The organism is Neobacillus sp. B24 (genome assembly GCF_055381825.1).
This window is the reverse complement of sequence record NZ_AP035777.1, coordinates 4,010,536-4,024,918: the sequence shown is the minus strand read 5'-3', so window position 1 is coordinate 4,024,918 and position 14,383 is coordinate 4,010,536. Positions and strand designations below refer to the sequence as shown.

Genomic DNA, 14,383 nt, shown 5'->3' with positions numbered 1-14,383 from the left:
ATTTATTGGTTTAATGGTAGGATGATAATAGCTTTGAAAGTTTTAAATATTTTAATAAGGTAATCTATTTTTTAAGTATAATTAGTATGACCAAAATGGAAAACTTTATAAATGCGAATGAAAACAAGGGGAGAGACTACCTAGTAGCGCCGAAGGAGCAAGCAGAAGATGTGAATCTCTCAGGCAAAAGAACTCTTGTTGGACGCAGCTCTGGAGAGCGCCGGTGGAGACCGGCCACCAAAGGGGACAGCCATTTTAGGTAAACTTTCAGGTGCAAGGACAGAGACCTTCTTTTATTGTAGAGGGGGTTTTCTGTCCTTTTTTGTGTCATAACACAAACTGATTTATGAGTTTTATCTTTTTATGTGTGGATAATGAACATCTAAAAGAAGAAGGGAGAACTAAAATGTCGGAATTAAAACGCACTCCACTGTTTGATGTTTATAAGGAATACGGGGGAAAAACAATTGATTTTGGCGGCTGGGAGCTTCCAGTACAATTTTCCAGCATCAAGGAAGAACATGAAGCAGTCCGCACAAAGGCCGGTTTGTTTGACGTGTCCCATATGGGTGAAGTCGAGGTTAAGGGTACTGACAGCCTAAAATATTTGCAAAAAATGATGACAAATGACATTTCAAAGATTAAAAATGGCGCTGCCCAATATACAGCCATGTGCTATGAAAATGGCGGCACTGTCGATGATTTATTGGTTTATAAAATTGAGGACAATCATTACCTCCTTGTTGTCAATGCCTCTAATATTGAAAAAGATTATAACTGGCTTGAGACACATCTTGAGGGAGATGTAACCATCGAAAATCTTTCAGAAAAAACGGCGCAAATCGCTCTTCAAGGACCAATCGCCGAGAAAGTTTTACAAAAGCTTACAGAAACTGATTTAAGTCAAATTGGCTTTTTCAAATTTCAGCAAGAAGTCACTTTAGGTGGTAAAAGAGCCCTTGTTTCAAGAACTGGTTATACCGGTGAGGACGGCTTTGAAGTGTATTGCAATGCAGCTGATGTTGTAGAACTATGGAAAGCCATTCTAGAAACCGGCAAAGAAGAGGGCGTTATTCCATGCGGCTTGGGTGCTCGTGACACGCTTCGTTTTGAAGCCAATTTAGCGCTTTACGGCCAAGAGCTATCACCGGAAATTTCCCCGCTTGAAGCAGGAATAGGATTTGCCGTGAAATTGAATAAAGAAGCGGATTTTATTGGAAAAGAAGCATTAGTTAAGCAAAAAGAAGCTGGTCTTTCCCGCAAAGTTGCTGGGATTGAAATGATTGACCGAGGTATTCCGCGCCATGGTTACCCAGTATACAAGGGTGAAAATCTAATTGGTGAAGTGACTACAGGCACTCAATCACCTACCTTGAAGAAAAATATCGGGCTTGCTCTGATATCTTCAGAGTTTACTGCGCTTGATTCTGAGGTTGAAGTGGAAATTCGCGGCAAGCGTTTGAAGGCTAAAGTCGTTCCAACACCTTTTTATAAAAGAGAAAAGAAATAGTCGAAGGGAGTAAGGTACATGAAACATCGCTATTTACCAATGACTGAACAAGATAAGAACGCCATGCTTGAGACAATAGGTGTTTCCTCCGTTGATGAGCTCTTCAGCGATATTCCTGAAAAAGTTCGTTTTAAGGGTGAATACAACATTAAACCTGCCAAATCGGAAACAGCCCTAATGAAGGAACTGTTTCAAATGGCTGGAAAAAATGCCGATTTAAAAACCAATGTTTCCTTCCTCGGTGCCGGAGTTTATGACCACTACATGCCGGTAATTGTGGATCATGTTATTTCTAGATCGGAGTTCTATACGGCCTATACGCCTTACCAGCCGGAAATTTCACAGGGAGAACTGCAAGCCATTTTTGAATTCCAAACGATGATTTGTGAATTAACGGGAATGGATGTTGCCAACTCTTCGATGTATGATGGCGGCACAGCACTTGCCGAGGCAGCGATGCTCAGTGCCGGCCATACGAAACGGAAGAAAATTCTTGTATCTAGTGCTGTCCACCCGGAATCCCGAGAAGTGCTAAAAACCTATGCGAAGGGTCAGTATCTTGAAGTAGTGGAAGTACCTGTGAACAATGGCGTTACGGATGCTGCTGCGCTTAAAGGGTTGGTAAATGACGATGTAGCGGCAGTGATCGTTCAATATCCAAACTTCTTTGGCAGAATCGAGCCATTACAGGAATTGGAAGAAATTATTCATCAGAATAAATCCATGTTTGTTGTGTCGAGCAACCCTCTGTCACTTGGGATTTTGACACCGCCTGGTAAATTTGGAGCTGATATAGTTGTTGGCGATGCCCAACCATTTGGAATCCCGTCGGCATTTGGCGGTCCGCACTGCGGCTATTTTGCAGTAACCACTAAATTAATGCGCAAAGTACCAGGACGTTTAGTTGGCCAGACGATTGATGAACAGGGACGCCGTGGTTTCGTGTTAACGCTGCAGGCCCGCGAGCAGCATATCCGTCGTGATAAAGCGACTTCTAACATTTGTTCGAACCAGGCGTTGAATGCTCTTGCTGCATCTGTAGCCATGACTGCCCTAGGTAAAAAGGGTGTTCGGGAAATGGCTGCCGCTAATCTGCAAAAAGCACATTATACAAAAACAGCCCTGAAAGAAGCTGGCTTTGAAGTGGTGTATGATGGCCATACCTTTAACGAGTTTGTTGTGAAGTTAAGTAAACCGGTTAAAGAAATCAATCAACAGCTGCTGCAAAAAGGTATCATTGGCGGTTATGATTTGGGCCGTGACTACCCTGAGCTTGCAAATCATATGCTATTAGCCGTTACCGAGCAAAGAACAAAGGAAGAAATCGATACTTTAGTGAATGAATTGGGGGATCTGCATGCATAATCAAGACCAGAAACTGATTTTCGAAGTTAGTACACCAGGTCGCGTCGGTTTCAGCCTCCCGGAAATGGATGTGCCGGAGCTAGATGTAAACGGACTTCTTCCTGAAGGGTATTTACGTGAAGAAGAGCCACAGCTCCCTGAGGTTTCCGAGTTGGATATCATGCGTCATTACACAGCTCTCTCAAGAAGAAATCATGGAGTAGATTCCGGGTTTTATCCTTTAGGCTCTTGTACGATGAAATACAACCCAAAAATAAATGAAAATGTTGCACGCTATAACGGATTTGCCCACATCCACCCGCTTCAGGATGAAAGCTCCGTTCAAGGTGCGCTTGAACTTTTATACGACTTGCAACAGCATTTGAAGGAAATCACTGGAATGGATGAGGTTACTCTTCAACCGGCAGCAGGCGCCCACGGCGAATGGACCGGACTAATGATGATTCGTGCTTACCATGAAGCAAACGGTGATCTAAAACGGACAAAGGTTATCATTCCTGACTCCGCTCACGGAACAAACCCAGCATCAGCAACAGTCGCCGGTCTTGAAACCATTACTGTTAAATCAAACGAAAATGGGCTTGTGGACTTAGAGGACTTAAAAAGAGTTGTGGGCGGCGATACGGCTGCTTTAATGCTGACCAATCCAAATACCCTGGGACTGTTTGAAGAGCATATTGTAGAGATTGCCGAGATTGTTCATGAAGCCGGCGGCAAGGTTTATTATGACGGTGCTAACCTAAACGCAGTTCTATCCAAAGCAAGACCTGGAGATATGGGCTTTGACGTCGTCCACTTGAATTTGCATAAAACGTTTACCGGACCACATGGCGGCGGCGGACCTGGTTCAGGTCCTGTAGGTGTTAAGGAAGACCTGATTCCGTTCCTGCCAAAACCGGTCATTGCCAAGCGTGGTGACGAATATGTACTTGATTATGATCGCCCGCAATCCATCGGTCGTGTTAAGCCATATTACGGAAACTTTGGCATTAACGTCCGCGCTTATACGTATATCCGTTCAATGGGGCCGGACGGCTTAAAAGCTGTTACCGAATATGCAGTATTAAATGCAAACTATATGATGAGAAGACTGGCTGAATATTACGATCTGCCATTTGACCGTCATTGTAAGCATGAGTTTGTTTTAAGCGGAAGACGTCAGAAGAAGTTAGGCGTGCGTACACTTGATATTGCCAAGCGCCTGCTCGATTTCGGCTACCATCCGCCAACCATCTACTTCCCATTAAACGTGGAAGAGTGTATCATGATTGAGCCTACCGAAACAGAATCGAAAGAGACTCTAGATGGGTTTATCGATATCATGATTCAAATTGCCAAAGAAGCAGAGGAAAACCCAGAAATCGTTCAGGAAGCACCGCACACTACTGTTGTCGGCCGTCTGGATGAAACCACCGCTGCCCGGAAACCAGTGTTACGGTATCAAAAAGCTTAATAATATAAACAGGCTCCGGATTCGATTCCGGAGCCTTTATTTATTAATAATTCAGCGGATTTATTTGGTAAAATTTACACAGACGTGATATTGAGCCTCCTTCCATGACTGGTTTGAGGAGAAAATCCAGTCAAATGCGTTATGAAACCATCTTTCATGACGGGGCTGAGGAGAAAATCCAGTAAAACGCGTCAAGAGACTGCCTTCCATGACTGGTTTGAGGAGAAAATCCAGTCAAATGCGTTATGAAACCATCTTTCATGACGGGGCTGAGGAGAAAATCCAGTCAAATGCGTTATGAAACCATCTTTCATGACGAGTCTGGGGAGAAAATCCAGTCAAATGCGTTATGAAACCATCTTTCATAACTAGTTTGAGGGAAATAACATTTCTCGACAATCTGAACAGGCTCCGGAAAATTCCGGAGCCTGTTATTTAAACATTATTTTTTTATTTTTACCTTACCGGTCCACTTTTTGAATCCGCCTTGCAGCTGGGTAAGATCTTTATAGCCTTTTTTGTATAAAAACTGAGCCGCGCGTGCGCTGCGCATTCCGCTTTGGCAATACAAATAAACTGGCAGGTCAGGCCGAATCTCCTTCATCCGCATTCTAATTTGTGACATTGGGATGTTGCGGGCACCTAAAATATGGCCTGCCTCAAACTCGTTTGGTTCACGAACATCTATAAGCTGTGCCTTGCGGTAGCCGGCACGGAACTCCTCTTCTGTTACAGTTTTTACAATTTTCTTTTGATAGAGGTAGGTACCAAGGGAGTAGATGAGTACCGCTCCAATAATGATTAACAATACATAAAGTGAATCCAACTTATTTTCTCCTTTCAAGCTTCGCTGCACTAGTATTTATTATATAAGTCATTTACCTAAAGATAAAGATGAATAAAAAAAAATCTTCCTAAAAAATTATCCCAAAATCATCTTATTTTGAAATCGTCTATTATTTTGATAGACTAGACAACGTATAAATTTTGATGAACGAGGTTTTTGGGATGGAAAAAGAAACATGGCGTTTTATTGACTCAGGCAATTGCTCGCCGGCATTTAATATGGCACTCGACGAGGCATTGCTAGATTGGCATAGCGAGGGGAAAATACCACCGGTGATTCGTTTTTATGGCTGGGATCCTCCAACCTTATCTGTTGGCTATTTTCAAAAGGTGGAGAAGGAAATAGACATGGAGGCGGTCAAAGCTCACGGTCTTGGATTTGTCAGGCGGCCGACCGGTGGCCGGGGTGTACTGCATGAGCATGAGCTCACATATAGCGTAATTGTTTCAGAGGAGCATCCCACAATGCCTAAAACAGTTACCGAGGCTTATCGTGTCATTTCAGAAGGGATTTTAAAAGGTTTTCATCAACTGGGCTTGGAAGCTTATTTTGCAGTACCTAAAACGCCAGAGGAACGAGACGCTTTAAAAAATCCGCGCTCCTCTGTGTGCTTTGATGCACCAAGCTGGTACGAGCTTGTCGTTGAAGGACGGAAAGTGGCCGGTAGTGCACAAACACGGCAGAAGGGTGTCATCCTCCAGCATGGATCGATTCTCTTGGACTTGGATGAGGATAAACTGTTTAGTTTATTTAAGTATTCAAATGAGCGGGTCAAAGAACGGATGAAGACAGCTTTTAAAGATAAAGCGGTGGCGATAAATGCCATCAGCCGTAGACAAATCACGCTAGCGGAAGCGAAAGAGGCTTTTTATAGAGGCTTTGCCGAAGGGTTGGGTATAGACTTGGAGCCATATCAGTTGTCCCAAGATGAATTGGACTATGTCAACCATTTGGCAAAAGAACGCTATGAAAATGATGAATGGAATTTTAAACGATAAATGTGGAAGCGGCCAGGCCGCTTTTTATATTTGGAAATATTTATAAATGCAAATCGCAAAATTTGTTAAAATTTCTCGATTTTTAGAGGAAAATGGCACATAGCTTTTGTTTTCTTTAAAATCTAGTTTTTTTTATGTTTGACAAATTGAATGTTTTTTGCCTGACATACAATATATAGTGGTGTCGAAAATTTATTGAACACTATATATTGATTCTTGTTTTTCTCTATGATACCTTTAGTATATTAAGTCATCCTGTTCTAGCTTCCAACTAGAATCTGGCATAGAGATAGAGATTTATTTGAAGGAGTTGTTCTCATGTCTGTTGTTTTTAGACAAAAATTGAATATTAATTTTGAAAGGTTGAATGAGGATATTACCCTATTCCCACAGGTACACCCGGTTACCCCAGATATGAAGATAACCCATAAGGGCGTTTCACGATTAGTCATGCTGGATCGGTACACATTTAAAGACACAGAGAAAATTACCCTCACAAACGGAGACTTTGTTGTTCTGACAATTAAAGAAGATCCAAAATTCCCGGCACGAGGCTTAGGATACATTCAAGAAATAGACTGGGAGAATAAGAAGGCCAAGGTATTGGTAGAAGAGGAATTTAGAGGCGTCCTTGATGGTAATGCAGCCGAAACGGGCATTATTTGGAGCTCACTCGATGTGATTGAAAAGCCGCTAGAGCTCTTTTACGAGCAAATCGCCAAGCGGGTAGCAACTGGAATTGCAGAGGTTGAAGAAACGGACGAGAAGCGGATTGAGTGGACGGAGAAGTTTTATCAAGAACTGGTAAATCTGAACTTCATTCCTGCCGGCCGCGTTCTTTACGGAGCAGGTTCTGGCACCGAGGTAACCTACTTCAACTGTTATGTCATGCCATTTGTTCCGGACTCACGGGAAGGAATTTCTGACCATCGCAAACAGGTAATGGAAATCATGAGCCGCGGCGGCGGTGTCGGCACCAACGGTTCTACTCTTAGGCCGCGCAACACTCTAGCAAGAGGCGTAAATGGCAAATCATCCGGTTCGGTTTCTTGGTTAGATGATATTGCGAAATTGACTCACCTTGTTGAGCAAGGGGGCTCGCGCAGGGGTGCACAGATGATCATGCAATCGGACTGGCATCCAGACATCATTGAATTTATAATTTCTAAAATGCAAAATCCGAGAATTTTAAGATTCTTAATTGAACATACAACCGATGAAACAATCAAAAAGCTTGCTAAAGAAAAGCTGAAATTTACACCTCTGACTTTTCAGGAAGAGGCAATGTATCAAGGAATTGTAAACTATAAGAACATTCCAGGCTATGGCGGCTTTAGTTCATCGATTATCGCTGATGCAGAAGAAAAACTAGCAACAGGTGGTACCTATACTGTCCATAATCCTGAGTTTTTAACAGGTGCGAACATATCCGTATGCTTAACAAAAGAATTTATGGATGCTGTTGAAAACGATGCAGAATACGAGCTTCGTTTCCCTTACGTTGAAAGCTATGACGAAGAGGAAATGAGAATCTACAATGAACAGTGGCATCAAGTAGGTGATGTCCGTGAGTGGGAGAGAATGGGACACAAAGTCCGAGTGTACAAAAAGATTAAGGCGAAAGAACTTTGGAACTTAATCAATATTTGTGCGACCTACTCAGCAGAACCAGGTATCTTCTTTATCGACAATGCCAATGACATGACAAATGCGAAAGCATATGGTCAACAGGTAGTAGCAACGAATCCGTGTGGTAAAGTAGCTTAAGTTTGCCTCACGTTAAAAATTGCGGAATAAAGCGGGAAGGCTGAGATGCTAATCCGAACCGAAGGCTGGATGTAAAAGTCTGGTCAGGGGCAACGCATAGATGGTGAACCTGCGCTTGCAGAATATAATCCATCCACGAGGCCGCAACATTACACACTAAACCTAGTCATTAAAGATTGATAATTAAGGTGGTTAAGATGAATAGAGGGTATGCGGGTTTTTATAAAGGACATTATTTAAGAAGTTCATATGAATACGCATATTGTAAGTACCTTGATTTTTCATTAATCCAGTGGGGTTATGAGGATAAAGTCTTTGACTTAGGTTATAAATTATATAAGCCAGATTTTTTCTTTTACGATAAAAGTAATAAGCTTGAAAAAATAGTGGAAATAAAATCAAGAAATCAAGAAGCAAAAAACAATGCAAGAAAAGACCTGAAAACCATTGAAGAAAAATACCAAATAAAATGCGAACTGATTTCTTATGAAGATTTGCTTAAGATTTATAAAGAGTTACCATTTTCATTAACTTCTACAATAGATGAGTGGATAAATTCAAATGATACCACCATTAATAAGGCGGCGTTTGGTGAATTAAACGGTCATTTTAATCTTAAGCATAGTAAGGATTCGAAAAAAAGAATTGGCGAGCATACTAAAATGTTATGGGCTACTGAGAGTACTGCAAAAAAAAGGATGCTTGAGGGATTAAGAAAATCCGGCTTGGCGCAAAAAGGAAAATTGAAAAAGCCAAGACTGACCAGATTTTGTGAGGAATGCGGACAAGAATTTACAGTTATTGAATCCTCACATCAAAAATTTTGCAGTCAATCATGTGCAGGTAAAGATGCAATAAAAGTGGCCACAGAAATTTATGTAGAAAATAGATTAAACGTTCATCATGATATAAAAGAATACATCATTCAATGGTCCAAGGAAAATAGGGATATTGTTCTTGCAACACCCTTAAATAAAATTAAAACCACTATTAAGCCCTTATTAGAAGATATTCAAAAACAGTTTGGAGTTAAAGACCTTAGAGTCATTTCAAAATCTGTTTTTGGAGAAGATCGTGGAAGAAAAGAATTGCTTAAATTCATGAAACAAGTGTGTATTGAAAATATATGCTGAACTTACAGAAATTGAACTGTAAGAACTATTGGATAAAAAACCAATAGGATAACAAATTGGAGCAACCACTCGCACCATATTCTGTATGTAACCTTGCTGCGGTTAATCTTGCAGAAATGGCTAATAAGGAAACCAAAACAGTAGACTTTGAAAAGCTGAAAAATACAGTAGCAGTAGGTGTCCGCATGCAGGATAACGTCATTAACGCTACTCCATACTTCTTGGAAGAAAATAAGAAACAAGCATTAGGTGAGCGCCGTGTCGGTCTTGGCGTAATGGGCTTGCATGACCTCCTTATCTACTGTGAAACAGAGTACGGTTCACCGGAAGGAAATGAACTAGTAGATAAAGTGTTTGAAACGATTGCAACTACTGCCTACAGAGAATCAATTGAATTGGCAAAAGAAAAAGGAAGCTTCCCATTCTTATCTGCTGATACAAAAGAAGAAACTGACCGTCTACGCGAGGCTTTCATTAATACCGGTTTTATGATGAAAATGCCGGAAGATATCCGTGAATCTATTTTGGAAAGCGGAATAAGAAACTCTCATTTGCTGACTGTTGCTCCAACGGGGTCCACTGGTACCATGGTTGGAGTCAGCACAGGATTAGAGCCTTACTTCTCATTCTCCTATTTCCGAAGCGGGCGTCTTGGCAAATTTATCGAAGTGAAAGCAGATATCGTTCAAGAGTATTTAGATCAAAATCCTGAAGCGGATCCAAATAACCTGCCAAATTGGTTCGTCACAGCTATGAATCTTGCTCCTGAGGCACATGCTGATGTCCAATGTGTCATCCAGCGCTGGATTGACAGTTCCATCAGTAAAACCGTAAACGCACCGAAAGGCTACAGTGTTGAGCAGGTTCAAAAAGTATACGAGCGCCTGTACCGCGGCGGTGCAAAAGGTGGGACTGTCTATGTGGACGGTTCACGCGATTCTCAGGTTTTAACATTAAAAGCAGAAGAAAACACTGGTGAACAATTATCAATTTTTGATAAAGAAGAAAAGCCGCATGTGGTCTTAGTTGACACCATTACCGACCTACGTTCTACGGATGTTACAATCGGATCGGAAGTTGGCAATACTTGTCCGGTATGCCGCAAAGGTAAAGTAGAAGAAATGGGCGGCTGCAATACATGTACTAACTGTGGGGCTCAATTAAAGTGTGGTTTATAAGATTGTAAAAAAGCCAAGAGCATGCTCTTGGCTTTTTTATAGGAACATAACTATTTAAAAGCTATTAATGGTACTTTGAGCTTCAGCATTTGGACTGTTGGTTCCGCCGTCCATCATCCCGCCTTCACCATGACAAGCCTTATACATCTCTTTTAACTCATCCTTTGAGGAATCTGGATGCATCTTCTGCATAAAAGGCAGCATTTCTTCAAACTTCAATCCACCATTTTCACCGTTATTACCTGCCGCAAAAACTGCTGTTCCCGCGCCAAGAATTAAAGCTGCACTAAACAATCCTACTGCTAATTTTTTCATGTGGAATTACTCCTTTCATTATTTCTGGCATTAGGATACCGCTAAAATATGAAGACCATATGAAAATATTTATTTATGTGAAAAAATCAGCATAGAATTTGTCTAAAATATGAAAAATCAACAATCTTCAAATCGTCTTCATTTCGTTATGCTACTCTTTTATCAGATTCCTCTGCCTCATTAGTGAACATTTTTCGAAAAAAAGAAAATGTGTTTTAAACCTCTTTACATAGGATAGGGGGGTATAGTAGGATAAAAGAGGAAGCAATGTATATCAAACTCCAACAACGAAAGGAAAGATTAGAATGGAAAAGGTAACATTAAACGTAAAAGGAATGTCTTGCGGCCACTGTGTGAAGGCTGTGGAGGGCAGTGTTGGCACGCTTAACGGAGTTAATGCCGTAAAGGTAAACCTGGATGCAGCGACAGTGGATGTCGAGTTTAATCCTCAGCAAGTAAGTTTAGAGCAAATCAAAGAAACAATCGATGACCAAGGCTACGATGTTGTGTAATAATTCTAAACTGCTGATTCCTTGGTACAATCATAAATCCTGTCTATAAGGGAGTTGGCTTGCTATGAGTCAAGCTTTGAAAGAAACCAGTTTGCAAATATCTGGCATGACTTGTGCCGCTTGTGCTGCCAGAATTGAGAAAGGTTTAAATAAATTGTCAGGAGTTGAGTCGGCAACTGTCAATTTGGCCTTAGAGAAATCTGCAATTAAATATGATCCAGCCCAAATCAAGGTTGAGGATATTGAGAAGAAAATCAAGGACTTGGGCTATGACGTGGTAACGGAAAAAGCCGAGTTCGATATAACTGGCATGACCTGTGCTGCTTGTTCGGCCCGAATCGAAAAAGGCCTTAATAAACTTGACGGTGTCGTCAGGGCCAACGTTAACCTTGCGTTGGAAAAAGCAACGGTTGAATTTAACGGATCTGCCCTATCGCCTGGTGACATTATTAAAAAAGTAGAGAACCTCGGTTATGGGGCACATCTTAAAGAAGAATCTAAGGAAACTGCAGACCATCGCCAAAAAGAGATAGAAAAACAAACGAAAAAGTTCATATTTGCAGCCATTCTTTCGTTTCCGTTGCTATGGGCAATGGTTGGTCATTTTTCGTTCACCTCATTTATTTGGGTACCAGATGCATTTATGAATCCGTGGGTCCAACTGGCGCTGGCCACTCCAGTGCAGTTTATAATTGGCGGTCAATTTTATATCGGTGCCTATAAGGCTTTGAAAAATAAAAGCGCAAATATGGACGTGCTTGTCGCCTTAGGGACTTCTGCTGCTTATTTTTACAGCTTGTACCTATCGCTTATGTCCATTGGGAAAGGTACCCATGGGGTTGAACTTTACTATGAAACAAGCGCAGTGCTGATTACCTTAATCCTATTGGGGAAACTTTTTGAAGCGAGGGCTAAAGGCCGTTCCTCAGAAGCCATCAAAAAGCTGATGGGGCTGCAAGCTAAGACTGCTATCGTCAATCGCAATGGGGTTGAAATCGAAGTACCAATTGAAGAAGTAGTCGTTGGGGATATCCTTTACATTAAACCTGGGGAAAAGATCCCTGTGGACGGAAAAATCATTGAAGGTCAGTCGGCAATTGATGAATCCATGCTCACTGGCGAAAGTGTTCCGGTTGATAAGAAAATTGGTGATGAAGTCATTGGGGCAACGCTAAACAAAAACGGTTTCCTAAAAATCGAAGCCACAAAAGTGGGCAGAGATACGGCGTTAGCACAAATTATTAAAGTCGTCGAGGAAGCGCAAGGATCAAAAGCCCCCATACAGCGTCTTGCTGATCAAATTTCCGGTGTATTTGTGCCGGTAGTAGTAGGTATTGCGGTTCTGACCTTTATCATATGGTACCTATTCGCAGATCCGGGAAATTTCCCCGAGGCCTTGGAAAAATTGATTGCTGTCCTTGTGATTGCTTGTCCTTGTGCACTTGGATTGGCAACTCCAACTTCCATCATGGCTGGTTCCGGCCGGTCCGCAGAATTCGGTGTTCTCTTCAAAGGCGGAGAACATTTAGAAATGACGCACCGGATTTCCACAGTAGTGTTGGATAAAACGGGGACTGTTACAAATGGTACACCGGTATTAACTGATGTCCTGACGAGCGAATCAATTACTGAGGAAGAATTTCTGACTTTGGTTGGGTCAGCTGAAAAACAATCCGAGCATCCATTGGCACAGGCTATTGTTCAAGGGATAAAGGATAGAGGCATTACCTTTAAGAAGGCAATGGAATTTGAAGCGATTCCGGGATTTGGCATTAGAGCGATGATCGATGGAAAAGAAGTGCTTGTTGGAACAAGGAAATTAATGAACAAATACAATATTTCTATTTCAAATGCCCTTAGTAAAATGGATGAAATGGAGAGGGCAGGAAAAACAGCCATGCTGGCAGCGATAAATGGTCAGTATGCCGGAACTGTGGCAGTTGCCGATACCATAAAAGAAACTTCGAGAACAGCGATTGACCGTCTGAAAAGAATGGGGCTCGATGTTATTATGATAACAGGTGATAATAGGCAAACAGCTCAGGCTATTGCTGCCCAAGCTGGGATTGACCATGTCATAGCTGAAGTGCTGCCGGAGGGTAAAGCAGATGAAATTAAGAAACTTCAAGCCCAAGGCAAGAAAGTAGCCATGGTCGGCGATGGCATAAATGATGCCCCGGCGCTTGCGGTTGCCGATATCGGTATGGCGATTGGGACAGGCACTGATGTCGCCATGGAAGCAGCCGATATTACGTTAATACGTGGTGATTTAAACAGTATTGCCGACGCTATCTTTATGAGTAAGAAAACCATAACCAATATCAAACAAAACCTATTCTGGGCACTAGGCTACAACTCGCTTGGCATACCGATTGCGGCCCTGGGATTCCTCGCTCCGTGGGTTGCCGGTGCGGCGATGGCGTTTAGTTCTGTTTCTGTCGTCCTTAATGCACTACGATTACAAAAAGTAAAACTATAATCCAATATTAAAGGCTGACACATAATTGTCAGCCTTTTACTGCTTTTACACTATCTTTAGCTAGTATACTAATCTTATAAAATAGACTCGCAAATTGAATTGGGTGAGAATTTTGAACCATATATTATTAGTCGAAGATGAACAAAGTGTATCAGGAGTAATTACTGCTTATTTAGAAAAGGAAGGCTATAAGGTTCACAGCGCAGGGACAGGAGTAAAAGGCATTGACCTTTTTCATCAATATCCAATCTCCCTCGTAATCCTTGATTTGATGCTGCCTGATATCAGCGGCGAGGAAGTTTGTAAAATTCTCCGGCAATCATCTGATGTTCATATTTTTATGCTGACAGCTAAAGGGGCAGTAAATGATCGGATTGAAGGATTGAATATCGGGGCTGATGAGTATTTGATTAAACCTTATAGCCCAAGGGAACTAACCGCAAGGGTAAACGCACTTTTTCGCCGGATAAATGGAAAAGTCCGTGCTTCGGGTGCCGTATTCGATGATGGGCATTTGGCGATTGATTTTGAGAAACGATCGGTAAAAATAATCGACAGAGAAATTCCATTTACCCCAAATGAGTTTGATATTCTTTGGACACTTGCTGTCAATAAAGGAAAAGTGTTATCGCGGGAGCAATTAATCAATAAGCTTTATGGTGAGGATTTTGATGGCTTTGACCGGACCATCGATGTTCATATCAAAAATATCCGCAAGAAAATCGAGACTGATACAAAAAATCCAAAATATATTGTGACAGTGCTGAAAGCAGGTTATAAATTTGGCGGTGAGTGGTAGTGCATTCTATCTCCAGGAGATTGAGTC

The 14,383-nt window shown here is 41.7% G+C and carries 10 protein-coding genes, 2 pseudogenes and 2 riboswitches; of the genes and pseudogenes, 10 read left to right on the top strand and 2 right to left on the bottom strand.

The genetic code is table 11. The features are described from left to right. Positions 1–117 precede the first annotated feature (117 nt). Positions 118–205: riboswitch (glycine riboswitch) on the top strand. A gap of 3 nt (positions 206–208) precedes the next feature. After that, positions 209–285, top strand: a riboswitch (glycine riboswitch). Between the two features lie 121 nt (positions 286–406). The 3 genes from gcvT to gcvPB are packed head-to-tail and all read left to right on the top strand — an operon-like array spanning position 407 to position 4,328. Further along, positions 407–1,510: a glycine cleavage system aminomethyltransferase GcvT gene (gene gcvT / locus ACZ43M_RS19980; protein ID WP_464504263.1), complete on the top strand. Its 1,104-nt coding sequence runs from the start codon at positions 407–409 to the stop codon at positions 1,508–1,510. A gap of 18 nt (positions 1,511–1,528) precedes the next feature. Next, positions 1,529–2,875: an aminomethyl-transferring glycine dehydrogenase subunit GcvPA gene (gene gcvPA / locus ACZ43M_RS19975; RefSeq protein ID WP_464504262.1), complete on the top strand. Its 1,347-nt coding sequence runs from the start codon at positions 1,529–1,531 to the stop codon at positions 2,873–2,875. Further along, positions 2,868–4,328 (top strand): aminomethyl-transferring glycine dehydrogenase subunit GcvPB, encoded by a 1,461-nt coding sequence (gcvPB, locus tag ACZ43M_RS19970; RefSeq protein WP_464504261.1) that lies wholly within the window; start codon positions 2,868–2,870, stop codon positions 4,326–4,328. The genes gcvPA and gcvPB overlap by 8 nt, the downstream gene beginning before the upstream one ends. Before the next feature lie 442 nt (positions 4,329–4,770). On the opposite strand, the gene ACZ43M_RS19965 is transcribed toward gcvPB, so the two are convergent. Beyond that, the gene (locus ACZ43M_RS19965) at positions 4,771–5,154 is read right to left on the bottom strand and encodes a rhodanese-like domain-containing protein (protein WP_464504260.1); all 384 of its coding nucleotides are present in this window, start codon (positions 5,152–5,154) and stop codon (positions 4,771–4,773) included. Between the two features lie 182 nt (positions 5,155–5,336). On the opposite strand from ACZ43M_RS19965, the gene ACZ43M_RS19960 reads away from it, so the two are divergent. The 4 genes and pseudogenes from ACZ43M_RS19960 to ACZ43M_RS19945 form a co-directional block, all read left to right on the top strand. Further along, positions 5,337–6,173 (top strand): lipoate--protein ligase family protein, encoded by an 837-nt coding sequence (locus ACZ43M_RS19960; RefSeq protein ID WP_464504259.1) that lies wholly within the window; start codon positions 5,337–5,339, stop codon positions 6,171–6,173. Between the two features lie 318 nt (positions 6,174–6,491). Then, positions 6,492–7,931, top strand: a pseudogene (locus ACZ43M_RS19955) (vitamin B12-dependent ribonucleotide reductase); the annotation flags it as partial. A 206-nt stretch (positions 7,932–8,137) separates the two neighbouring features. Next, the gene (locus ACZ43M_RS19950) at positions 8,138–9,073 is read left to right on the top strand and encodes a restriction endonuclease (RefSeq protein WP_464504258.1); all 936 of its coding nucleotides are present in this window, start codon (positions 8,138–8,140) and stop codon (positions 9,071–9,073) included. Between the two features lie 59 nt (positions 9,074–9,132). Beyond that, positions 9,133–10,251: pseudogene (locus tag ACZ43M_RS19945) on the top strand (hypothetical protein); the annotation flags it as partial. A 54-nt stretch (positions 10,252–10,305) separates the two neighbouring features. Here the strand turns inward: ACZ43M_RS19945 and ACZ43M_RS19940 are convergent. After that, positions 10,306–10,566 carry a hypothetical protein gene (locus ACZ43M_RS19940; RefSeq protein WP_464504257.1) on the bottom strand — a complete coding sequence of 87 codons (261 nt, stop codon included), beginning with the start codon at positions 10,564–10,566 and terminating at the stop codon, positions 10,306–10,308. Positions 10,567–10,871: 305 nt separating this feature from the next. Between ACZ43M_RS19940 and copZ the strand changes: the two genes are divergently transcribed. The 3 genes from copZ to ACZ43M_RS19925 all read left to right on the top strand — a co-directional run bounded on the left by copZ (position 10,872) and on the right by ACZ43M_RS19925 (position 14,356). Continuing rightward, complete coding sequence (copZ, locus tag ACZ43M_RS19935; protein WP_464504256.1) at positions 10,872–11,078, top strand: copper chaperone CopZ; 207 nt, start codon at positions 10,872–10,874, stop codon at positions 11,076–11,078. 64 nt (positions 11,079–11,142) lie between these two features. Beyond that, a complete protein-coding gene (locus tag ACZ43M_RS19930; RefSeq protein ID WP_464504255.1) occupies positions 11,143–13,557 on the top strand; it encodes a heavy metal translocating P-type ATPase in 2,415 nt (804 codons plus the stop codon). A gap of 112 nt (positions 13,558–13,669) precedes the next feature. Beyond that, positions 13,670–14,356 carry a response regulator transcription factor gene (locus ACZ43M_RS19925; protein ID WP_464504254.1) on the top strand — a complete coding sequence of 229 codons (687 nt, stop codon included), beginning with the start codon at positions 13,670–13,672 and terminating at the stop codon, positions 14,354–14,356. The last annotated feature ends 27 nt before the right edge of the window (positions 14,357–14,383 follow it).

Excerpts from the sequence above, each read along its gene's own strand:
- gcvT (WP_464504263.1), top strand. The coding sequence starts at position 407 with ATGTCGGAATTAAAACGCACTCCACTGTTTGATGTTTATAAGGAATAC.
- gcvPA (WP_464504262.1), top strand. The coding sequence starts at position 1,529 with ATGAAACATCGCTATTTACCAATGACTGAACAAGATAAGAACGCCATG.
- gcvPB (WP_464504261.1), top strand. The coding sequence starts at position 2,868 with ATGCATAATCAAGACCAGAAACTGATTTTCGAAGTTAGTACACCAGGT.
- ACZ43M_RS19960 (WP_464504259.1), top strand. The coding sequence starts at position 5,337 with ATGGAAAAAGAAACATGGCGTTTTATTGACTCAGGCAATTGCTCGCCG.
- ACZ43M_RS19950 (WP_464504258.1), top strand. The coding sequence starts at position 8,138 with ATGAATAGAGGGTATGCGGGTTTTTATAAAGGACATTATTTAAGAAGT.
- ACZ43M_RS19940 (WP_464504257.1), bottom strand. The coding sequence starts at position 10,566 with ATGAAAAAATTAGCAGTAGGATTGTTTAGTGCAGCTTTAATTCTTGGC.
- copZ (WP_464504256.1), top strand. The coding sequence starts at position 10,872 with ATGGAAAAGGTAACATTAAACGTAAAAGGAATGTCTTGCGGCCACTGT.
- ACZ43M_RS19930 (WP_464504255.1), top strand. The coding sequence starts at position 11,143 with ATGAGTCAAGCTTTGAAAGAAACCAGTTTGCAAATATCTGGCATGACT.